Annotated in this window: 19 protein-coding genes; 11 read left to right on the forward strand and 8 right to left on the reverse strand. The window is 56.8% G+C overall.

Features of this window, described 5'->3' with window-relative positions; all coding sequences use genetic code 11:
* The first annotated feature begins 68 nt into the window (after positions 1–68).
* Positions 69–572, forward strand: a complete 504-nt coding sequence (locus tag FY206_RS21955; protein ID WP_032642397.1) for a GNAT family N-acetyltransferase — start codon at positions 69–71, stop codon at positions 570–572.
* An 83-nt stretch (positions 573–655) separates the two neighbouring features.
* Entirely contained in the window at positions 656–1,675 is a 1,020-nt protein-coding gene (gene ahr / locus FY206_RS21960) for an NADPH-dependent aldehyde reductase Ahr (protein ID WP_032642400.1), read from the forward strand.
* Between the two features lie 43 nt (positions 1,676–1,718).
* Here ahr and FY206_RS21965 read toward each other — a convergent pair whose 3' ends face one another.
* Complete coding sequence (locus FY206_RS21965) at positions 1,719–3,359, reverse strand: dihydroxyacetone kinase subunit DhaK (RefSeq protein WP_032642402.1); 1,641 nt, start codon at positions 3,357–3,359, stop codon at positions 1,719–1,721.
* A gap of 137 nt (positions 3,360–3,496) precedes the next feature.
* Here FY206_RS21965 and FY206_RS21970 point away from each other — a divergent pair, with 137 nt between their 5' ends.
* Positions 3,497–4,999, forward strand: a complete 1,503-nt coding sequence (locus FY206_RS21970) for a helicase HerA-like C-terminal domain-containing protein (RefSeq protein WP_032642404.1) — start codon at positions 3,497–3,499, stop codon at positions 4,997–4,999.
* Here FY206_RS21970 and mnmL read toward each other — a convergent pair.
* A complete protein-coding gene (gene mnmL / locus FY206_RS21975; RefSeq protein WP_100249868.1) occupies positions 4,979–5,920 on the reverse strand; it encodes a tRNA modification radical SAM protein MnmL/YtqA in 942 nt (313 codons plus the stop codon). The two genes, FY206_RS21970 and mnmL, sit on opposite strands and share 21 nt — an antisense overlap.
* Before the next feature lie 687 nt (positions 5,921–6,607).
* Here mnmL and gltB point away from each other — a divergent pair.
* The 4 genes from gltB (at position 6,608) to FY206_RS21995 (ending at position 13,607) form a co-directional block, all read left to right on the forward strand.
* Complete coding sequence (gene gltB, locus FY206_RS21980; RefSeq protein WP_045890126.1) at positions 6,608–11,068, forward strand: glutamate synthase large subunit; 4,461 nt, start codon at positions 6,608–6,610, stop codon at positions 11,066–11,068.
* Positions 11,069–11,077: 9 nt separating this feature from the next.
* On the forward strand, positions 11,078–12,496 hold the full coding sequence (gene gltD, locus FY206_RS21985; RefSeq protein WP_032642411.1) for a glutamate synthase subunit GltD: 1,419 nt from the start codon (positions 11,078–11,080) through the stop codon (positions 12,494–12,496).
* Between the two features lie 271 nt (positions 12,497–12,767).
* Entirely contained in the window at positions 12,768–12,992 is a 225-nt protein-coding gene (locus tag FY206_RS21990) for a hypothetical protein (RefSeq protein ID WP_032642413.1), read from the forward strand.
* Between the two features lie 321 nt (positions 12,993–13,313).
* Positions 13,314–13,607 (forward strand): hypothetical protein, encoded by a 294-nt coding sequence (locus FY206_RS21995; RefSeq protein WP_032642415.1) that lies wholly within the window; start codon positions 13,314–13,316, stop codon positions 13,605–13,607.
* A gap of 44 nt (positions 13,608–13,651) precedes the next feature.
* Here FY206_RS21995 and sspB read toward each other — a convergent pair whose 3' ends face one another.
* Both sspB and sspA read right to left on the reverse strand, forming a co-directional pair.
* A complete protein-coding gene (gene sspB / locus FY206_RS22000) occupies positions 13,652–14,152 on the reverse strand; it encodes a ClpXP protease specificity-enhancing factor (protein ID WP_032642729.1) in 501 nt (166 codons plus the stop codon).
* Between the two features lie 5 nt (positions 14,153–14,157).
* Positions 14,158–14,796 carry a stringent starvation protein SspA gene (sspA, locus tag FY206_RS22005; protein ID WP_032642417.1) on the reverse strand — a complete coding sequence of 213 codons (639 nt, stop codon included), beginning with the start codon at positions 14,794–14,796 and terminating at the stop codon, positions 14,158–14,160.
* Here sspA and FY206_RS22010 point away from each other — a divergent pair.
* A complete protein-coding gene (locus tag FY206_RS22010) occupies positions 14,795–15,094 on the forward strand; it encodes a hypothetical protein (RefSeq protein ID WP_125371973.1) in 300 nt (99 codons plus the stop codon). The genes sspA and FY206_RS22010 overlap by 2 nt on opposite strands.
* Before the next feature lie 10 nt (positions 15,095–15,104).
* On the opposite strand, the gene rpsI is transcribed toward FY206_RS22010, so the two are convergent.
* The 3 genes from rpsI to zapE all read right to left on the reverse strand — a co-directional run bounded on the left by rpsI (position 15,105) and on the right by zapE (position 17,415).
* Positions 15,105–15,497, reverse strand: coding sequence for a 30S ribosomal protein S9 (rpsI, locus tag FY206_RS22015; protein WP_003860436.1), 393 nt, complete (start codon positions 15,495–15,497; stop codon positions 15,105–15,107).
* A 15-nt stretch (positions 15,498–15,512) separates the two neighbouring features.
* Positions 15,513–15,941: a 50S ribosomal protein L13 gene (rplM, locus tag FY206_RS22020; protein ID WP_032642418.1), complete on the reverse strand. Its 429-nt coding sequence runs from the start codon at positions 15,939–15,941 to the stop codon at positions 15,513–15,515.
* A 349-nt stretch (positions 15,942–16,290) separates the two neighbouring features.
* Positions 16,291–17,415 (reverse strand): cell division protein ZapE, encoded by a 1,125-nt coding sequence (gene zapE / locus FY206_RS22030; protein ID WP_032642420.1) that lies wholly within the window; start codon positions 17,413–17,415, stop codon positions 16,291–16,293.
* A 189-nt stretch (positions 17,416–17,604) separates the two neighbouring features.
* Between zapE and zapG the strand changes: the two genes are divergently transcribed.
* The 3 genes from zapG (at position 17,605) to degS (ending at position 20,701) form a co-directional block, all read left to right on the forward strand.
* On the forward strand, positions 17,605–18,003 hold the full coding sequence (gene zapG, locus FY206_RS22035; protein ID WP_010436126.1) for a Z-ring associated protein ZapG: 399 nt from the start codon (positions 17,605–17,607) through the stop codon (positions 18,001–18,003).
* 171 nt (positions 18,004–18,174) lie between these two features.
* Entirely contained in the window at positions 18,175–19,542 is a 1,368-nt protein-coding gene (degQ, locus tag FY206_RS22040) for a serine endoprotease DegQ (RefSeq protein WP_077064349.1), read from the forward strand.
* A 91-nt stretch (positions 19,543–19,633) separates the two neighbouring features.
* Entirely contained in the window at positions 19,634–20,701 is a 1,068-nt protein-coding gene (degS, locus tag FY206_RS22045) for an outer membrane-stress sensor serine endopeptidase DegS (RefSeq protein WP_008502834.1), read from the forward strand.
* 56 nt (positions 20,702–20,757) lie between these two features.
* On the opposite strand, the gene mdh is transcribed toward degS, so the two are convergent.
* Positions 20,758–21,696, reverse strand: a complete 939-nt coding sequence (gene mdh, locus FY206_RS22050; RefSeq protein WP_008502835.1) for a malate dehydrogenase — start codon at positions 21,694–21,696, stop codon at positions 20,758–20,760.
* Positions 21,697–21,950 lie beyond the last annotated feature (254 nt).

Raw genomic sequence — 21,950 nt, forward strand, 5'->3', positions numbered from 1 at the left:
GCTTGCACTCCCCTTTCTGCGGTGCTATTAACAGCAGTTATGTGTCAATTTTTGTAATGAGTAATGCTATGAGCGTGATTACCCCCGTCGCGACGACGATGCGCCGGATCGCTGAGCAGGATAACCCGGCTATCGCCGCCGTTATCCGCACCGTTTCTGCCGAATATGGCCTGACGGCTGACAAAGGCTACACGGTTGCAGATCCCAATCTGGACGCGCTTTTCCAGCTCTACAGCCAGCCTGGGCACGCCTACTGGGTCATCGAGCAAAACGGCCAGGTTGTCGGCGGCGGCGGCGTGGCGCCCCTCAGCTGCAGCGAGCCGGATATCTGCGAACTGCAGAAAATGTATTTCCTGCCAGCGGCGCGCGGGCAAGGACTGGCGAAAAAGCTGGCGCTGATCGCACTGGATCACGCGCGCAAGCAGGGTTTTACCCGCTGCTACCTTGAAACAACCGCCTTCCTCAAAGAGGCCATCGGCCTGTATGAACATCTGGGCTTTGAGCACATTGACGCGCCGCTGGGCTGTACCGGCCACGTTGACTGCGAAGTCAGAATGCTGAAAAGTCTGTAAATTTCGTTCCTGCCCCCTTCTGTTAAGCGGCCGTAAACTGAATGCTCTACACTCTCAGTTCACACCACAACGGGGGAAACACGATGTCGAAGATAAAAAGCTACGCCGCACCGCAGGCGGGTGCAGAACTTGAGCTGTACGAGTACGATGCGGGCGAACTAAAAGCAGAAGACGTCGAAGTACAGGTTGATTACTGCGGGATCTGCCACTCGGATCTCTCAATGATCGACAACGAATGGGGCTTCTCCAGCTATCCGCTGATTGCCGGGCACGAAGTCATTGGCCGCGTCGTGGCGCTCGGTAGCGCCGCGCAGGACAAAGGGCTTAAAGTGGGCCAGCGCGTGGGCATTGGCTGGACGGCACGCAGCTGCGGCCACTGCGATGCCTGTATCAGCGGCAACCAGATCAACTGCCTCGAAGGCGCCGTTCCCACCATTATGAACAAAGGCGGTTTCGCCGACAAACTGCGCGCCGACTGGCAATGGGTTATCCCGCTCCCGGACAGCATTGATATCGAATCCGCCGGTCCGCTGCTGTGCGGCGGCATCACCGTCTTCAAACCGCTGCTGATGCATCACGTCACCGCCACCAGCCGCGTAGGCGTCATCGGTATCGGCGGTCTGGGGCATATTGCCATCAAGCTGCTGCACGCGATGGGCTGTGAAGTCACGGCGTTCAGCTCGAACCCGGCGAAAGAGAAAGAAGTGCTGGCGATGGGTGCAGATAAAGTGGTGAACAGCCGCGATCCGGACGCGCTGAACGCGCTGGCCGGGCAGTTTGACCTGATCATCAACACCGTGAACGTGGATCTCGACTGGCAGCCGTACTTTGAAGCGCTGGCCTACGGCGGTAACTTCCACACCGTCGGTGCCGTAATGAAGCCGCTGCCGGTTCCGGCGTTTACCCTGATCGGCGGGGATCGCAGCGTGTCAGGCTCCGCGACAGGTACGCCGTACGAGTTGCGCAAGCTGATGAAGTTTGCCGGACGCACCAAAGTGGCGCCGACCACCGAACTGTATCCGATGTCGAAAATCAACGAAGCAATCCAGCACGTGCGTGACGGCAAAGCCCGCTACCGCGTGGTGTTGAAAGCGGATTTCTGATGTAACAGTGCCGGGTGGCGGCTTCGCCTTACCCGGCCTACTTTCACCGCTGCGCCAATACGTTAAAGACTTCCGCTACCGCGACCGCTCCCGGATCCATCACGCCATCCAGATTCTCTTTATTGACATACGACGAGCGTCCCGCGCCGGCTTTCGCCATTTTTGCCGTTGCTTCTGCGCCCTGCTGCGCGGCTTGCGCTGCCGCCTGAATATCGCCATCCTTCAATGCTTCAAGCGCCGGCTGGAGCGCATCGATCAGGGTGCGATCGCCGAGATCCGCGCCGCCATACTGCTTCATCTGCGCCAGCCCGCTGAGCAAGGCCTCGGGTAGCGGCTGACCATCGTGGAGCTTTTGCCCGGCTGCCGTAAAGAAGATCGACATCAGCACCCCGCTCGATCCGCCCATCACCGTCGCCAGCCGCTCGCCCACCAGCAGCAGAAGCTTAGAGACATCATCAAGCGGAAGCGCGTTCTCCTCCAGACGCTGCGCAATATCCCGCGCCCCTTGCGCAAAGGTGGAGCCGGTATCGCCATCGCCCACTTTGGCATCCAGCGCGTTCAGGCGATTTTCCAGCTGGATCAGCGTTGTTGACGCTGCGGAGACAAACGCGCGCACCTGCGGGTTGTCAGACGGGGTATATTCCACGCGATCGTGAATAGCGCTATGCGCCACGGTGCGCAGCGGCGCAAACGCGACGGGCTTATGCCAGCCCAGCGTCTCGACGTCAGCATGAATCGCCTTTTCAAAGAAATCGTTGAGCTTCAGCAGCGTGAGCGAAAAGCCTTTCATGTCCAGCGCGCTCACCAGCGGCGCAGGGCCAATCAGGTACGCGATATTCTCCTTCAGCGCTGAATGCGCCAGCTCTTTGGTCAATAACGCCATCTCCAGCGCCGATACGCCGCCGAGATTGTTAATCAACACCGCAAAGCGCCCCTCTCCCGCCTGCGCGCGTAACGGCGTCACCAGCGTATCGATAATGGCTTTGCTGTTCTGCGTATCCACGACGGAAGCCCCCGGCTCGCCGTGAATGCCCAGCCCCAGCTCCACGTGGCCTTGCTTGATCCGCCCCTCTTCATCGTCGCTGCCCGGCAGGTTGCACGTTTGCATCGCCACGCCCAGGCTCCAGAGGCTGTCGCAGGCCTGTTGCGCAATATCCCGCACTTCACTCAACGATTTCCCCTGCTCCGCCGCATAGCCCGCGATCTTATGCACCAGTGCCGTACCGGCAATACCGCGCGGCTGTTTGTTATCCGGCAGGGCGATATCGTCCGCCACGATCGCCATCTCCACCTTCAGGCCGTAGCGTTTGGCCTTTTCAGCCGCCAGGCCGAAGTTAAGGCGGTCACCGGTGTAGTTTTTGACGATCAGCAGACAGCCGCGATCGCCCGTGACCGCGACGATGGCATTCAGCACCGCATCCACGCTCGGCGAGGCAAAAAGATCGCCACACACTGCCGCCGTCAGCATCCCTTTGCCGACAAACCCGGCGTGCGCGGGCTCGTGGCCCGAGCCGCCGCCGGAGATCACCGCCACGCGGCTTTTGTCCCAGTCACCGCGTGCGACGATCCTGATGGCCGGATCGATATCAAGCTTGACGAGATTGGCGTGTGGCGCAGAAAGGAGTATGCCTTCAATGGCATCGTTGACCAGCTGTTTGCGATCGTTAAAGAAGAATCTGGACATAGTTTCCCACTATTTTGTGAACCGTATGCAAAAGCATAGTCCGCGCTGGATAATGCGCCGCAAAGTCAGGAATTTACTCAACCAAATTGCTATGAGGTTGCCTATACTCCACCCAGGACTAAGAGAGGAAGCGCATCATGAGTACACCACTGTTAATCGCCCGGATGCTGGAAAAAGAGCTGTATCTACTGCCCGGGATGGCGAACCGCCACGGCCTGATCACCGGCGCGACCGGGACGGGGAAAACCGTCACCCTGCAAAAGCTGGCGGAGTCGCTTTCGGAGATCGGCGTGCCGGTCTTTATGGCTGACGTAAAAGGCGATTTAACCGGTGTGGCTCAGGAGGGGACGGCCTCTGAAAAACTGCTCGAACGGCTGAAGAATATCGGCATCACGGACTGGACGCCGCACGGTAACCCGGTCGTGGTGTGGGACATCTTCGGTGAAAAAGGCCATCCGGTGCGCGCCACCGTTTCCGATCTCGGCCCGCTGCTGCTGGCCCGCCTGCTTAACCTCAACGACGTGCAGTCCGGGGTGCTGAATATTATCTTCCGCATTGCCGATGACCAGGGGCTGCTGCTGCTTGATTTCAAAGATCTGCGCGCCATTACGCAGTACATCGGCGATAACGCTAAATCCTTCCAGAACCAGTACGGCAATATCAGCAGCGCCTCGGTGGGCGCCATTCAGCGTGGGTTGCTGACCCTGGAGCAGCAAGGGGCCGAACACTTCTTCGGCGAGCCGATGCTGGATATCAAAGACTGGATGCGCACCGACAGCAGCGGCAAGGGCATCATCAACATTCTGAGTGCGGAAAAGCTCTACCAGATGCCGAAACTCTACGCCGCCAGCCTGCTGTGGATGCTCTCCGAGCTCTACGAACAGCTACCCGAAGCAGGCGATCTCGAAAAACCGAAGCTGGTGTTCTTCTTTGACGAAGCGCATCTGCTGTTTAACGATGCGCCGCAGGTTCTGCTGGATAAGATAGAACAGGTTATCCGCCTGATCCGCTCCAAAGGCGTCGGCGTCTGGTTTGTCTCGCAAAACCCGTCGGATATCCCCGACAACGTGCTCGGCCAGCTCGGCAACCGCGTGCAGCATGCCCTACGCGCCTTTACGCCGAAAGATCAGAAAGCGGTAAAAGCCGCCGCGCAAACCATGCGCGCCAATCCAGCCTTTGATACCGAAGCGGCGATTCAGGCGTTAGGCACCGGTGAAGCGCTGATCTCGTTCCTTGATGCGAAGGGCAGCCCGTCCGTGGTGGAACGCGCCATGGTAATCGCGCCTTGCTCGCGGATGGGGCCGGTGACCGACGACGAGCGTAATGGCCTGATCAACTACTCTCCGGTTTACGGGAAGTACGAAGACGAGGTGGATCGCGAGTCCGCGTTCGAAATGCTGCAAAAAGGCGTGCAGGCGACAACGGAATCCCAGGATGCGCCTGCCGCGAAAGGGCAGTCTGTCGCCGTGGATGACGGTATTCTGGGCGGGCTGAAAGACATTTTGTTCGGCAGCACCGGTCCGCGCGGCGGCAAGCGCGACGGCGTGGTCCAGACCATGGCAAAAAGCGCCGCGCGACAGGTCACCAATCAGATCGTGCGCGGCATGCTGGGGAGTCTGTTAGGCGGTCGTCGCCGCTAGACGGGGAATCCACGGGCGGCCCAGCGCCGAACCCTGAACGCCGTTCTCCTGCAGATAGCGGTCAATTTCCACCATCCCCGTCCAGCGGTTCTCACACCACAGCGGTGCCAGGAGCGTTGGACGGCGGGCGCTGGCCGAAATGCGGTGATAGACAATGTCCGGCGGCGTGTGGCGAATCATCTCACCCGCCGTGACCATATAGTCCTCAAGCTCGATACCGCTCAACCGCCCGGCCTCCCAGGCTTTCGCCATAATGCTGCCCTTCACGATGTGCAGCGGGTGAAGCTTGATACCGTCCACGCCGGTTTCAACCACCCTTTCCAGCGTTTCCAGACCATGCTGTTGGCCTTCGCCGGGCAGACCGACAATCAGATGTGAACAGACCTTAAGCCCGCGCTCGCGGGCCAGCCGCGTCGTGCGCTGGTAGCAGGCAAAATCATGGCCGCGGTTGATGCGGTGCAGGGTTTTGTCATGCGCGGTCTGCAGGCCCAGCTCCAGCCAGATCTCGTAGCCCTGCTCCTTGTACTCGCTGAGCAGGTCCAGCACCGCGTCCGGCACGCAGTCCGGACGCGTGCCGACGCACAGCCCAACGATGTTAGCCTGGCTGACGGCCTGCTGGTACATGGAACGCAGCACCTGCACTTCCGCCCAGGTGCTGGTGTAGGCCTGGAAATAGGCCAGATATTGCTTCGCGCGGTTTACCAGGCTGGCCTGGTGGGCGAGCTGCTCAGCGATAGAGTTATGCTGCTGGGCTTCGTCAGCAAAGGAGGCGACGTTACAGAAGGTGCAGCCGCCGCGCCCGATGGTGCCGTCGCGATTCGGGCAGCTAAAACCGCCGTGCAGCGTCAGCTTGTGAACCTTTTGCCCGTAACGCTGCAAAAGATCCCCACCAAACATATTGACTAATTTCTGTAACTGCATAATCTGATAGGCCGTCCCGGAGAAAGGGGACAAGCCTGCCATTTTTAGCCTCTGTCGGCGATGACCTGGATCAATCGCCCTGGATGGCCTTTATCTATATGAATAAATAATCAGGATTACTGCAATTTCATTCACGCCGTACGTGATTACTTTTCCTTATGTTCTGATTGTTTTTTTCATTTATAGCGCCACCGCTGAAAAACAGTGGGTTTATGCGGGTTTGCAGCCAATGCCAGATTATTATTCTGCTATAAAACCGCTACTCAGCACGCTACATTGATAATACCGCTTTCATATAGTGAGTCAGATCACACTCCGCTGCGCTCTTTAGGGGCTTTGAATCATTGTAAAACTACTTAAATATCTTTTATTTACAATTACATATGCCTGCTTTAGCACATTTTTGTATAAATAAGATTGCCATTTGACCTGTGTACCAATTCCCGATAAGTTGGAAATCCGCTGGAAGCTTTCTGGATGAGCGGCCTGCTCATCATATTTATGCAGTAATTGAGATTCCCTCTGAAGCAAGTCCTCAAACTTGTTTACCTGCGCGAAAGGATGAAAAAGAGGGCGAATGCGAGGTCCGCGTATGAAGCGCAAACCCCGTCGCCATGCTCTTTCTGCGCCTGTGCGCCACGGTAAAGTTCAGAGAGAAGCCCGACGAGCCTGGGGAGGTTCACTGATATGTTGTACGATAAATCCCTTGAGAAGGATAACTGTGGTTTCGGCCTGATCGCCCACATAGAAGGCGAACCTAGCCACAAGGTAGTGCGTACCGCTATTCACGCACTGGCCCGTATGCAGCACCGTGGCGCCATCCTTGCCGATGGTAAAACCGGCGACGGTTGCGGCCTGCTGCTGCAAAAACCGGATCGTTTCTTCCGCATCGTGGCGGAAGAGCGCGGCTGGCGTTTAGCCAAAAACTACGCTGTCGGCATGCTGTTCCTGAACCAGGATCCTGAAAAGGCAGCCGCCTCACGCCGCATCGTCGAAGAAGAACTTCAGCGTGAAACCCTGTCGATTGTCGGCTGGCGCAATGTGCCAACCAACGAAGGAGTGCTCGGTGAAATCGCCCTCTCCTCGCTGCCTCGTATTGAACAGATTTTTGTCAACGCGCCTGCGGGCTGGCGTCCACGCGATATGGAACGCCGCCTGTTCATTGCCCGCCGCCGCATTGAAAAACGCCTCCAGGACGATAAAGAGTTCTACGTCTGTAGCCTCTCCAACCTGGTGAACATCTATAAAGGTCTTTGTATGCCGGCTGACCTGCCGCGCTTTTACCTGGACCTGGCGGACCTGCGTCTGGAATCGGCCATTTGCCTGTTCCACCAGCGCTTCTCCACCAACACCGTACCTCGCTGGCCGCTGGCGCAGCCGTTCCGCTATCTGGCGCACAACGGCGAGATCAACACCATCACCGGTAACCGCCAGTGGGCCCGCGCCCGTACCTATAAGTTCCAGACGCCGCTGATCCCTGACCTGCACGATGCCGCCCCGTTCGTGAACGAAACCGGCTCGGACTCCAGCTCCATGGACAACATGCTGGAACTGCTGCTGGCAGGCGGGATGGACATCGTGCGCGCCATGCGTCTGCTGGTTCCACCGGCATGGCAGAACAACCCGGATATGGATCCTGAGCTGCGCGCGTTCTTCGACTTTAACTCCATGCACATGGAGCCGTGGGACGGCCCGGCGGGCATCGTGATGTCCGACGGACGCTTTGCCGCCTGTAACCTGGACCGTAACGGCCTGCGTCCGGCGCGCTACGTTATCACTAAAGATAAGCTCATCACCTGCGCCTCTGAAGTCGGGATCTGGGATTACCAGCCTGACGAAGTGGTCGAGAAAGGCCGCGTAGGGCCGGGCGAGCTGATGGTTATCGACACCCGCGGTGGGCGCATTCTGCACTCTGCCGAAACCGACCACGACCTGAAGAGCCGCCATCCGTACAAAGAGTGGATGGAGAAAAACGTGCGTCGTCTGGTGCCGTTTGAGGATCTGTCGGACGAAGAAGTGGGCAGCCGCGAGCTGGACGACGACACCCTCGCCAGCTACCAGAAACAGTTTAACTACAGCGCGGAAGAGCTGGACTCCGTCATCCGCGTGCTCGGTGAGAACGGCCAGGAAGCGGTCGGCTCAATGGGTGATGACACCCCGTTTGCCGTGCTCTCCAGCCAGCCGCGCATCATTTACGATTACTTCCGTCAGCAGTTTGCGCAGGTGACCAACCCGCCAATCGACCCGCTGCGCGAAGCGCACGTAATGTCGTTGGCCACCAGCATCGGTCGCGAGATGAACGTTTTCTGCGAGGCCGAAGGACAGGCGCACCGTCTGACCTTCAAGTCGCCGATCCTGCTGTACTCCGACTTCAAACAGCTCACCACCATGAAAGAGGAGCACTACCGCGCCGACACGCTCGATATTACCTTCGACGTGAACGACGCGAGCCTCGAAGAGACGGTGAATGCGCTGTGTGACAAAGCCGAACAGATGGTACGTAACGGTACCGTCCTGCTGGTGCTGTCCGACCGTAATATCGCGAAAAACCGTCTGCCGGTACCGGCCCCGATGGCGGTAGGCGCTATCCAGACGCGTCTGGTTGATAAGAGCCTGCGCTGCGACGCCAACATCATTGTTGAAACCGCCAGCGCCCGCGACCCGCACCACTTTGCCGTGCTGTTAGGCTTTGGCGCGACGGCGATCTACCCGTACCTGGCCTACGAAACGCTGGCCCGTCTGGTGGATACCCGCGCGATCGATAAAGACTACCGCGCGGTGATGCTGAACTACCGCAACGGCATCAACAAAGGTCTGTACAAGATCATGTCCAAAATGGGCATCTCGACCATTGCCTCTTACCGCTGCTCGAAGCTGTTTGAAGCGGTCGGGCTGCATGACGAGGTCGCCAACCTCTGCTTCCAGGGCGTGGTCAGCCGCATCGGCGGCGCCGGTTTTGCTGACTTCCAGCAGGATCTGGTGAACCTCTCCAAACGCGCCTGGCTGGCACGTAAGCCGCTGGATCAGGGCGGGCTGCTGAAGTACGTTCACGGCGGCGAATACCACGCCTACAACCCGGACGTGGTGCGCACCCTGCAGCAGGCGGTGCAGAGCGGCGAGTATAGCGATTATCAGCAGTACGCTGAGCTGGTGAATAACCGTCCTGCAGCGACGCTGCGCGACCTTATTGCCCTGAACCCGGGCGATGAAGCGGTCAGCATTGACGACGTTGAGCCTGCGTCTGAACTGTTCAAACGCTTCGATACCGCGGCGATGTCCATCGGCGCCCTGAGCCCGGAAGCCCACGAAGCGCTGGCGGAAGCGATGAACAGCATCGGCGGCAACTCTAACTCCGGCGAAGGCGGTGAAGATCCGGCGCGTTACGGCACGAACAAAGTGTCACGTATCAAGCAGGTGGCATCCGGTCGCTTTGGCGTGACGCCAGCGTACCTGGTTAACGCCGACGTGATTCAGATTAAAGTCGCTCAGGGTGCGAAACCGGGCGAAGGCGGTCAGTTGCCGGGTGACAAAGTTACCCCGTACATCGCCAAACTGCGCTATTCCGTGCCGGGCGTGACGCTGATCTCCCCGCCGCCGCACCACGATATCTACTCTATCGAGGACCTGGCGCAGCTGATTTTCGACCTGAAGCAGGTCAACCCGAAGGCGATGATATCCGTGAAGCTGGTTTCCGAACCGGGCGTCGGCACCATCGCCACCGGCGTAGCGAAAGCCTATGCGGATCTCATCACCATCGCCGGCTATGACGGCGGCACCGGTGCAAGCCCGCTCTCCTCCGTGAAATACGCGGGCTGCCCGTGGGAGCTGGGCCTGGTGGAAACCCAGCAGGCGCTGGTGGCGAACGGTCTGCGTCACAAGATCCGCCTGCAGGTGGACGGCGGCCTGAAAACCGGCCTCGACATCATCAAGGCAGCGATTCTGGGCGCGGAAAGCTTCGGCTTCGGCACCGGCCCGATGGTGGCGCTCGGCTGCAAATACCTGCGTATTTGCCACCTGAACAACTGCGCAACGGGCGTTGCGACCCAGGACGAGAAGCTGCGTAAGAACCACTATCACGGTCTGCCGTTCAAGGTAACTAACTACTTTGACTTCATCGCCCGCGAAACCCGCGAGCTGATGGCGCAGCTGGGCGTGAAGCGTCTGGTAGACCTGATTGGCCGTACCGACCTGCTGAAAGAGCTGGAAGGCTTCACGGCGAAGCAGCAGAAGCTGGAACTGTCTAAGCTGCTGGAGACCGCGCAGCCGCATCCTGGCAAAGCGGTTTACTGCACCGAGAACAACCCGCCGTTCGATAACGGCGTGCTGAACGCACAGCTGCTGCAGCAGGCGAAACCGTACGTGGACGACAAGCAGAGCAAAACGTTCTGGTTTGATATCCGCAACACCGACCGTTCCGTCGGCGCGTCGCTGTCCGGTTACATCGCGCAAACGCACGGTGACCAGGGGCTGGCGGCCGATCCGATTACCGCGCACTTCAGCGGTACCGCGGGTCAGAGCTTCGGCGTGTGGAACGCAGGCGGCGTTGAGCTTATCCTTACCGGCGATGCTAACGACTACGTCGGCAAAGGCATGGCGGGCGGTCTGCTGGCGGTGCGTCCTCCGGTCGGCTCTGCCTTCCGCAGCCACGAAGCGAGCATCATCGGTAACACCTGTCTGTACGGCGCGACCGGCGGTCGCCTGTTCGCCGCGGGCCGCGCGGGCGAGCGTTTTGCGGTGCGTAACTCCGGTGCCATTACCGTGGTGGAAGGCATCGGCGATAACGGCTGTGAATACATGACGGGCGGGATTGTGTGCGTCCTGGGTAAAACCGGCGTGAACTTTGGCGCAGGCATGACGGGCGGTTTTGCCTACGTCCTGGACGAAGACGGTGAGTTCCGCAAACGCGTGAACCCGGAGCTGGTGGAAGTGCTGGACGTTGATACGCTGGCTATCCATGAAGAACACCTGCGCGGTTTGATTACCGAACACGTGCAGCATACCGGTTCTTCGCGCGGCGAAGAGATCCTGGCGAACTGGCCGGCGTTCTCAGCGAAATTTGCGCTGGTTAAGCCGAAGTCCAGCGATGTTAAAGCCCTGTTGGGTCACCGTAGTCGTAGCGCGGCAGAGCTGCGCGTGCAGGCGCAGTAAGGAATTCAGATGAGCCAGAACGTATACCAGTTTATCGACCTGCAGCGTGTTGATCCACCAAAGAAACCGCTGAAGATCCGCAAAATTGAATTTGTTGAAATCTACGAGCCGTTTTCAGAAGGCCAGGCCAAAGCACAGGCAGACCGCTGCCTGTCCTGCGGTAACCCTTACTGCGAATGGAAATGCCCGGTACACAACTACATCCCGAACTGGCTGAAGCTGGCCAACGAGGGGCGTATTTTTGAAGCCGCCGAGCTGTCTCACCAGACCAACACCCTGCCGGAAGTGTGCGGCCGCGTGTGTCCTCAGGACCGTCTGTGCGAAGGCTCCTGCACGCTGAACGACGAGTTTGGCGCGGTGACCATCGGCAACATCGAGCGCTACATCAACGATAAAGCGTTTGAGATGGGCTGGCGTCCGGACATGACCGGCGTGCGTCAAACCGACAAGCGCGTGGCGATCATCGGCGCGGGCCCGGCGGGCCTGGCCTGTGCGGACGTGCTGACCCGCAACGGCGTGAAGGCGGTGGTCTTTGACCGCCATCCGGAAATCGGCGGTCTGCTGACCTTCGGTATCCCGGCCTTCAAGCTGGAGAAAGAGGTCATGACCCGTCGCCGCGAAATCTTCACCGGCATGGGCATTGAGTTCAAACTGAACGTGGAAGTGGGCCGCGACGTGCAGCTCGACGATCTGCTGAAGGATTACGACGCCGTGTTCCTCGGCGTGGGCACCTATCAGTCCATGCGCGGCGGTCTGGAGAATGAAGATGCGCCGGGCGTCTACGACGCGCTGCCGTTCCTGATTGCCAACACCAAGCAGATTATGGGCTACGGCGAAACCGCCGACGAGCCGTTCGTCAGCATGGAAGGCAAACGCGTAGTGGTGCTGGGCGGGGGTGATACCGCGATGGACTGCGTGCGTACCTCCATTCGTCAGAACGCGGCGCACGTGATCTGCGCCTACCGTCGCGACGAAGAGAACATGCCGGGCTCCAAACGCGAAGTGAAAAACGCGCGTGAAGAGGGCGTGGAGTTCCAGTTCAACATCCAGCCCCTGGGTATTGAAGTGAATGCCAACGGTAAAGTGAGCGGCGTGAAGATGGCGCGTACCGAGATGGGCGCGCCGGATGCAAAAGGCCGTCGTCGCGCGGAGATTGTAGCCGGTTCTGAACACGTGATCCCGGCCGATGCCGTGGTGATGGCGTTCGGTTTCCGTCCCCACAGCATGGAGTGGCTGGCGAAGCACAGCGTTGAACTGGATTCACAGGGCCGTATTATCGCACCAGAAGGCAGCGATAACGCGTTCCAGACCAGCAACCCGAAAATCTTCGCGGGTGGCGATATCGTTCGCGGCTCTGACCTGGTGGTAACGGCGATTGCCGAAGGGCGCAAGGCGGCTGACGGGATCATGAACTTCCTGGAAGTGTAATACCGGCTGAACATGCGGTTTATCATCACCGCATGTTCACCTCCTCTTATTTTTCCCTCATTTAATCTCAGACTGATTCCATCAGGCTGAGATTTATTACGCCCCATTAAATGGCGAGCCTTTATCAACGGTCCGTGATTGCCTTTAAATCGTGAACGCAATCGTATATCCACAATAAAAATATAATTAAGTGTTGAAGCATAAGTTCATATAACGGAGTAATAGAAGAGCGGCGTAATATCTGCGCCGTAAACAAAAGGGATTTAAAATAATGGCTAAAAAACATGCCTATGTAGAATATCGCCCTAAATCAACGAGTGAGGATGAAGAAGTTATCCATCATGTGGTGATTGTTGACGGCGACGAGATACATACAGAGAAAACGCAGGAAAAGGCTGCCGATTGGGCTTTGGAAAAGGGTTATGCGGTCCATGTCGCCCGCGAGCGCCATCTTAAGGACTTAGATCAACCGCCTCTGTTCCGTGTATATCCCTAGGGCAATGAGATGTGCTTTGTAATACTCCTTGGGATGAAAGCCTCAATGTGCGCTATTTAAAAGCCCTTCGGGGCTTTTTATTCTGTTTCTGAACATGAATGACTTTGAGAGAGCAAATACAACCGCATAGGTGAGATTTATGTCCGTCTATACCGACAATAACATTCACCGCCTGTATATATATTCAAAATAATATTCAAATTTGATATAGCCGTATTCTCTAATACGAAACGACAATAATCTTATTTAACTATATTGTGCGATCCTGCATCGGCACCTCTTTGCCGCTGATAGATTGATACTACATACGGAAATGAAGTTATGAAATTCGATAAAATCGTCACCGGGCTACTCTTTGCTATTTTGTTTTTCAGCGTCGGTAATGCTGTCGCCAAAACCAAACTGCTCTCCGATGCTCAGGTTAAGGATAAAATTATTGCGGAGTCTATCGCTGATTATCCCGGCGTCTGCGCCTGCCCTTTTAATCAGGCACGAAATGGCAGTTCCTGCGGGCGTCGCAGTGCATGGAGTAAAGCTGGCGGCTATTCACCCATTTGTTACCAGAATGAAGTCACTGCTGAAATGATAAAAGAGTGGCGGGAACGTAACAGCTAACCGCTATAAGCAGAAAGCAAAACAGGCCCCATGGGCCTGTTTGATTATTTAACAACGCGTAATGCGGGGCGACCACCGCGGGGCGGCGGTGGATCGTCATCCGGATCGTTGTCATCAGCATGATCCGGTTTATCTCCATCGATAATGGACATCACCGTCTCACTTTCAGTACCTGATGGCGACTCGTCATCATTCAGGCTGGCAACCTCTTCATCATACGCCGCTTCCGGCTCGAACATGGTACCTGCACCGTTCTCACGGGCGTAGATCGCCAGCACCGCTGCCAGCGGTACGAAGACCACGCGCGGTACGCCGCCGAAACGCGCGTTGAAGCGCACCTCGTCGTTTGCCAGCTCCAGGTTACCCACCGCGCGCGGGGCGATGTTCAGCACGATTTGGCCGTCACGCGCGTATTCCATAGGAACCTGCACGCCCGGCAACGTCACATCCACAACCAGGTGCGGCGTGAGCTGGTTATCCAGCAGCCATTCATAGAAGGCGCGCAGCAGATACGGACGGCGTGGGGTCAGTTGTGACATTTCCACAGTCATTAGCCTCGGCCGAGACGCATTTCACGTTCCGGTTCAGTTAAGGATGCCAGGAAAGAGTCGCGTTCAAAGACGCGAGTCATATAGCCCTTCAACTCTTTCGCGCCAGGACCGCTGAACTCTACGCCCAGGGTTGGCAGACGCCACAGCAGCGGTGCCAGGTAGCAATCGACCAGGCTGAACTCATCGCTCAGGAAGAACGGTTTCTGACCAAACACTGGGGCAATGGCCAGCAGCTCTTCACGCAGTTGCTTACGCGCAGCGTCAGCTTCAGAAGCGGAACCGCTGATAATCACGTTCATCAACGAATACCAGTCTTTTTCGATGCGCTGCATGTACAGGCGGCTTTCACCACGCGCAACAGGATAGACAGGCATCAGCGGCGGATGCGGGAAACGCTCATCCAGATATTCCATAATGATACGGGATTCCCACAGGGTCAGTTCGCGATCCACCAGCGTCGGTACGCTTTGGCTCGGGTTGAGATCGATCAGATCCTGAGGCGGGTTATCCTTTTCCACATGCTCGATCTCAAAACTGACACCCTTCTCGGCCAGCACGATACGAACCTGATGGCTATAAATGTCAGTAGGACCAGAAAACAGCGTCATTACCGAACGTTTGTTGGCAGCGACAGCCATGAAAACCTCCAGGTATATTCAGAATTTTTACTGCTACCAGCCCAACAGGGGCCAGCCAGATGTTGTATCGCCCATCCCAGAGAAGACACATTGTTCAAGAAACGAACAAAAATCGAGTATTCACCGATATTTGGGCAGAAAATTGGATGATAGTTTACCAGATTTTGATGGCTTTGTGGTGAGGCGATTCTGGAAATGTGGAAAAAGAGAAGATACAGGCATGGATATTGTGGATAACCTGCGCATTATCCATAAAAAAACCCGCCGAAGCGGGTTTTTCGCCAATCGTTCTGCGTAAGCAGAATGGATTAACGTTTGGAGAACTGTGGACGACGACGTGCTTTACGCAGACCCACTTTCTTACGTTCAACCTGACGCGCGTCACGAGTAACGAAGCCAGCTTTACGCAGTTCAGAACGCAGGGATTCGTCGTACTCCATCAGAGCGCGGGTGATACCGTGACGGATCGCCCCTGCCTGACCGGAGATACCACCACCTTTAACGGTGATGTACAGATCCAGTTTTTCTACCATATCAACCAGTTCCAGCGGCTGGCGAACTACCATGCGGGCAGTTTCGCGACCGAAGTACTGTTCCAGAGAACGCTGGTTGATTACGATTTTACCACTGCCCGGTTTGATGAAAACGCGAGCTGCGGAACTTTTGCGGCGACCAGTGCCGTAGTATTGATTTTCAGCCATTGCCTATAATCCCGATTAGATGTCAAGAACTTGCGGTTGCTGTGCCGCGTGGTTGTGCTCGTTGCCTGCGTAAACTTTCAGTTTACGGAACATAGCACGACCCAGCGGGCCTTTTGGCAGCATGCCTTTAACCGCGATTTCAATCACACGCTCAGGACGGCGGGCAATCATCTCTTCAAAGGTCGCTTGTTTGATACCACCGATGTGGCCGGTGTGGTGATAGTACACTTTGTCAGTACGCTTGTTGCCGGTAACAGCAACTTTGTCAGCGTTCAGAACGATGATGTAATCACCAGTATCTACGTGCGGAGTGTATTCCGCTTTGTGCTTACCGCGCAGGCGACGAGCCAGTTCAGTAGCCAGACGGCCCAGAGTTTTACCGGTCGCGTCAACAACATACCAGTCGCGCTGTACGGTTTCTGGTTTAGCTGTAAAAGTTTTCATTAAAAGCTTACCCAAATAATAAGTTACACGTTGGTGAACACCCAAACGTTTAGTCAGTTGAGGTTCACACGACAAAGTCCGGCAAACCTACCCCTTCGAATAGCACATGCCGACACATAGAAAGTTTCGGGAAAAAAACCTTCTCGTAACGTGGGGTCGCAAGATTATAGAGAAGTTGAGGTCAAAGATCGACCCTTAAATGTGATTTGGAATGGGTTTTTCGGGGGTGGGTGATGTGCGGTCTGGTGCCCTCACCCCCAGCCCCTCTCCCACAGGGAGAGGGTGGCATTTGTTAAGGTCTGGTGCCCTCACCCCCGGCCCCTCTCCCACGGGGAGAGGGTGGCATTTATTACGGCATATGCTCCAGCTTCAGGTATTCCTCGCTCTGCATCTCCTGCAGGCGCGACAGGCAGCGCTGGAACTCAAACTTCAGCCGTTCGCCCTGGTAAATCTCGTATAAAGGCACTTCCGCACTCACCACCAGCTTGACGTGGCGCTCGTAGAACTCATCTACCAGCGCAATGAAGCGGCGGGCCTCGCTTTCCATCAGCTTCGTCATCACCGGCACGTCCAGCACCATCACGGTGTGGAACAGACGCGACAGCGCGATGTAGTCGTGCTGGCTGCGGGCATCCACGCAGAGCGTCGTAAAGGAGACCGCCAGCGTTTGGTTTTCAACGCCGAGCGTCGGCAGCGGGCGATGGTTAATCTCGAGCTCCGGGGCGCGCTCGCGTTTTGCCCCCGCCAGCGCCAGCCACAGTTTATCCATCTCGCGGGTGGTCTCTGCATTTAACGGCGAGAGCCACAGGTGCGCCTGGGTCAGCGTGCGCAGGCGATAATCGACGCCGGCATCAACGTTCATGATGTCACAATGCTGCTTGATGGCGTCGATGGCAGGCAGGAAGCGTGCCCGCTGCAGGCCATTGCGGTACAGCTCATCCGGCGGAATATTCGACGTGGCCACCAGCGCGATCCCGCGGGCAAATAGCGCCTTCATCAGGCCACCTAACAGCATGGCGTCGGTGATGTCAGACACAAAAAACTCATCAAAGCAGAGCACGTCCGTTTCCGCCTTGAACCTGTCGGCCACAATCTCCAGCGGATCGGTTTGCCCCTGCAGCGCGGTCAGCTCTTCATGCACCCGCAGCATAAAGCGGTGGAAGTGCAAACGCTGCTTACGTGCGCCAGGCAGGCTCTGGTAGAACATGTCCATCAGCCAGGTTTTTCCGCGACCGACCCCGCCCCACATATATAAACCGCGCGCAGGCGCGTGAACCACTGGCGCTTTTTTACCGAGCAACCGCCCAAATGCCGCCTTTAGCCCGCCGTTCTGTTCGGCTTCCGCGGGTTTGGCCGTGAGCTCCTGATAAATCATCTCCAGACGGTTTACCGCCTCACGTTGAACGTCATCAGGCTGATGAGTGCCCTCGTTAAGGGCCAGTTGATATCGCGATGCAGGGGACAGGTTTTGCATAATCTTATTGTTATTCCTTCAATTAACGCACACCAGCGGACGTGACTGATGAAAAAAAGGCCGTTCTACACTACGCGATGATACGTCAGGATTCCACTTCTGCAGAAATAGCGGTTATAGTGGCATTATCAGGCACAGGCAGGAGCCGAGCCAACACCCTACGGAACAACAAGACAACGGGAGAAGTTCATGACCTGGGAATATGCGCTAATCGGTTTAGTCGTCGGCATCGTCATCGGTGCTGTGGCCATGCGTTTCGGTAATCGCAAATTGCGTCAGCAGCAGTCACTGCAGTACGAACTGGAAAAGAACAAAGCCGAGCTGGAAGAGTATCGTGAAGAGCTGGTCAGCCACTTTGCCCGTAGCGCCGAGCTGCTGGACAACATGGCGACCGACTATCGTCAGCTCTATCAACATATGGCAAAAAGCTCCAGCAGCCTGCTGCCGGAAATGACCGCGGAAACCAACCCGTTCCGCAACCGTCTGGCGGATTCTGAAGCCGGTAACGATCAGGCACCCGTTCAGATGCCTCGCGACTATTCCGATGGCGCGTCCGGCCTGCTGCGCGGTGGTGCAAAACGCGATTAACCGCACAACCTGAATTTATTTTACGGGCGCAGCGGTTGCGCCCGTCCTTTCTTGATGACCCCAGCTATCATTTAGTTAAACACCTCATTGTTCAGCGGTTTAAAATTCAATAACATCAACGTGTTTTTGGGGCCGTTTTTCCTTTATTCCAGGTTACGAGAGTCAACATCGATGAAGAAAAAAAACCAGCTGTTGAGCGCTATTGCGTTAAGTGTCGGGTTATCTCTCTCGGCGTCCGTCCCTGTCTTCGCCGCCATTCCCACCCAGGTGCCTGGCCAGGCGGCCATTCCAAGCCTCGCGCCAATGCTGGAAAAAGTGTTGCCTGCGGTCGTCAGCGTTCAGGTTGAGGGCACCGCGGTACAAAGCCAACGCGTCCCCGAAGAACTGAAAAAATATTTTGGCGATGAGTCGCCCGACCAGCAGGCCCAGCCGTTTGAAGGCCTGGGTTCTGGCGTCATTATTGATGCGGCGAAAGGCTATATCCTGACCAACAATCACGTCATCAGCCAGGCCGATAAAATCAGCGTCCAGCTGAACGATGGCCGCGAATTTGATGCCAAACTGATCGGCGGCGATGACCAGAGCGACATCGCGCTGCTGCAGGTGCAAAACCCGAGCAACCTGACCCAGATTGCCATCGCGGATTCAGACAAACTGCGCGTCGGTGATTTTGCCGTCGCCGTGGGTAACCCCTTTGGCTTAGGGCAAACCGCCACCTCCGGCATCGTCTCCGCGCAGGGCCGCAGCGGCCTCAATCTGGAAGGGCTGGAAAACTTCATCCAGACCGATGCCTCAATCAACCGCGGGAACTCCGGCGGGGCGTTGCTTAACCTTAACGGCGAGCTGATTGGGATTAACACGGCGATTCTGGCCCCGGGCGGCGGCAGTATCGGGATCGGCTTTGCTATCCCCAGCAATATGGCCAAAACGCTGGCGCAGCAGCTGATCCAGTTTGGTGAAATCAAGCGCGGGCTGCTGGGTATTAAAGGTATGGAGATGAGCGCGGATATCGCAAAGGCGTTCAACATCAACGTACAGCGCGGGGCGTTTGTCAGTGAAGTATTGCCTAACTCCGGCTCGGCAAAAGCGGGGATCAAATCGGGCGACGTGATCGTCAGCCTCAACGACAAACCGCTGAGCAGCTTTGCAGAACTGCGTTCGCGGATTGCCACAACCGAACCCGGTGCCAAAGTGAAGCTGGGGCTGATCCGTGACGGCAAGCCGCTGGACGTTGAAGTGACGCTGGATAAGAGCACCTCCTCCTCTGCCAGCGCGGAGCTTATCGCCCCGGCGCTGCAGGGGGCGACGCTGAGCGATGGGCAGCTGAAAGACGGGACGAAAGGCATTAGCATCGACACCGTCGAAAAGAGCAGCCCTGCGGCCCAGGCCGGATTGCATCAGGATGACGTGATCGTCGGCGTAAACCGCAACCGCGTGCAGTCTATTGCCGAACTGCGCAAGGTGCTGGAGAGTAAACCGGCGGTGATTGCCCTGCAGGTCATGCGTGGCAATGAATCTATCTATATTCTGTTGCGCTAAGCATTTGCGACCCGGACATCACCGCTGCGTGTGATGTCCGGATAACTCATGTTATGCTGCAAATCGTTCCTTTTTTAACGACACGCGCATCATGCTTTTAAAGCTCTTACGTTCTATTGTCATCGGTTTGATCGTCGCTGGCCTGCTGCTGCTGGCGCTGCCGTCTTTACGTCAGTTTAATAAACTGTCGGCTCCCCAGTTTGATAGCACGGATGAAACGCCGGCCACCTATAACCAGGCCGTCCGTCGAGCCGCGCCTGCCGTGGTTAACGTCTATAACCGTGGCCTGAATACCTCCGCCCATAACCAGCTGGAGATCCGCACCCTCGGCTCCGGCGTGATCATGGACGAGCGCGGCTACATCATTACCAACAAGCACGTGATCAACGACGCCGACCAGATCATCGTCGCCCTGCAGGATGGCCGCGTCTTTGAGGCGTTACTCGTTGGCTCTGACAGCCTGACCGACCTGGCCGTCCTGAAAATTAATGCCACGGGCGGTTTGCCGGTCATCCCGATCAACCGTAAACGTACCCCGCATATAGGCGACGTCGTCCTGGCGATTGGTAACCCTTACAACCTGGGTCAGACCATTACCCAGGGGATTATCAGCGCGACCGGTCGTATCGGTTTGAACCCCTCCGGGCGGCAGAACTTCCTGCAAACCGATGCCTCCATCAACCACGGTAACTCCGGGGGGGCGCTGGTCAACTCGCTGGGCGAGCTGATGGGCATTAACACCCTCTCGTTCGATAAGAGTAACGACGGCGAGACGCCGGAAGGGATCGGCTTTGCCATTCCGTTCCAGCTGGCAACCAAAATTATGGACAAGCTGATCCGCGACGGACGCGTGATCCGCGGCTATATCGGTATCGGCGGACGCGAAATCGCACCGATGCATACCCAGGGCGGCGGTATCGATCAGATCCAGGGCATCGTGGTTAACGAGGTCGCACCGGGGGGGCCAGCGGCCAACGCGGGGATTCAGGTCAATGACGTTATTGTGTCGGTCAACGGCACGCCGGCGGTCTCTGCGCTGGAGACAATGGATCAGGTGGCAGAAATTCGCCCTGGCTCTATCATCCCGGTTGAAGTCATGCGCAACGATAAGAAACTGACGCTGCAGGTCACCATTCAGGAATACCCTGCAACGAACTGACAGGCATAAAAAAACGGAGCGATAAGCTCCGTTTTTTTGCCGGGAGACGGTGCGTTTTACTTGTTAACGAACTCTTCGCCCAGGGTGATATCTTTCTTCAGCGTATCCAGCATGCCTTCCATCGCGTGTTGTTCAAACGCGCTCAGCGTGCCAATGGATTTACGCTCTTCGATACCGTTTTTACCCAGCAGCAGCGGCTGAGAGAAGAAGCGGGCGTGTTCGCCATCGCCTTCAACGTAAGCGCATTCAACCACGCCTTTCTCGCCCTGCAGCGCGCGAACCAGTGACAGACCGAAACGTGCAGCCGCCTGGCCCATAGACAGGGTTGCAGAACCGCCACCCGCCTTCGCTTCCACCACTTCGGTGCCCGCGTTCTGGATGCGTTTAGTCAGGTCAGCCACTTCCTGCTCGGTGAAGCTCACGCCTGGGATCTGCGACAGCAGTGGCAGAATGGTCACGCCAGAGTGGCCGCCAATGACCGGCACTTCCACTTCTGTTGGCTGTTTGCCCTTCAGCTCAGCAACAAAGGTGTTGGAACGGATGATATCCAGCGTGGTCACGCCGAACAGTTTGTTTTTATCGTAAACGCCTGCTTTCTTCAGCACTTCTGCCGCGATAGCCACGGTGGTGTTCACCGGGTTCGTGATGATGCCGATGCACGCTTTCGGGCAGACTTCTGCAATCTGCTGCACCAGGTTTTTCACGATGCCCGCGTTGACGTTGAACAGGTCTGAACGATCCATGCCTGGCTTACGCGCCACGCCTGCAGAAATCAGCACCACGTCAGCACCCTGCAGGGCAGGACGTGCATCTTCACCGGAGAAGCCTTTGATTTTAACAGCGGTCGGGATGTGGCTCAGGTCAACCGCCACACCTGGGGTTACCGGGGCAATATCGTACAGGGAGAGTTCTGAGCCTGAAGGCAGTTGGGTTTTCAGTAGTAGGGCAAGCGCCTGGCCGATACCACCAGCAGCGCCGAGGACTGCGACTTTCATCCTAAACTCCTTATTATGGTTAACTTAAGTATCTGTAAATCCGTTGCGGCGACCATAATTCAGCAGGTAAATAATTACAATTTTCGTAGCTAAAGAATTTGAGGTCACGCGACTTTATCTCTCACCAGAAGACTATCTGACGACAGAGAGCAACGCTTTAAGAGGTGGTTACAATACACCCTGCCCCGCCACCAAAACAACATCATTTTGATAACATTTAATTTACTTTTAAGCTTATTTGCGCGGCGTGACCC

Origin of the sequence: Enterobacter chengduensis (assembly GCF_001984825.2) — a bacterium.
GTDB classification, from domain to species: Bacteria; Pseudomonadota; Gammaproteobacteria; order Enterobacterales; family Enterobacteriaceae; genus Enterobacter; species Enterobacter chengduensis.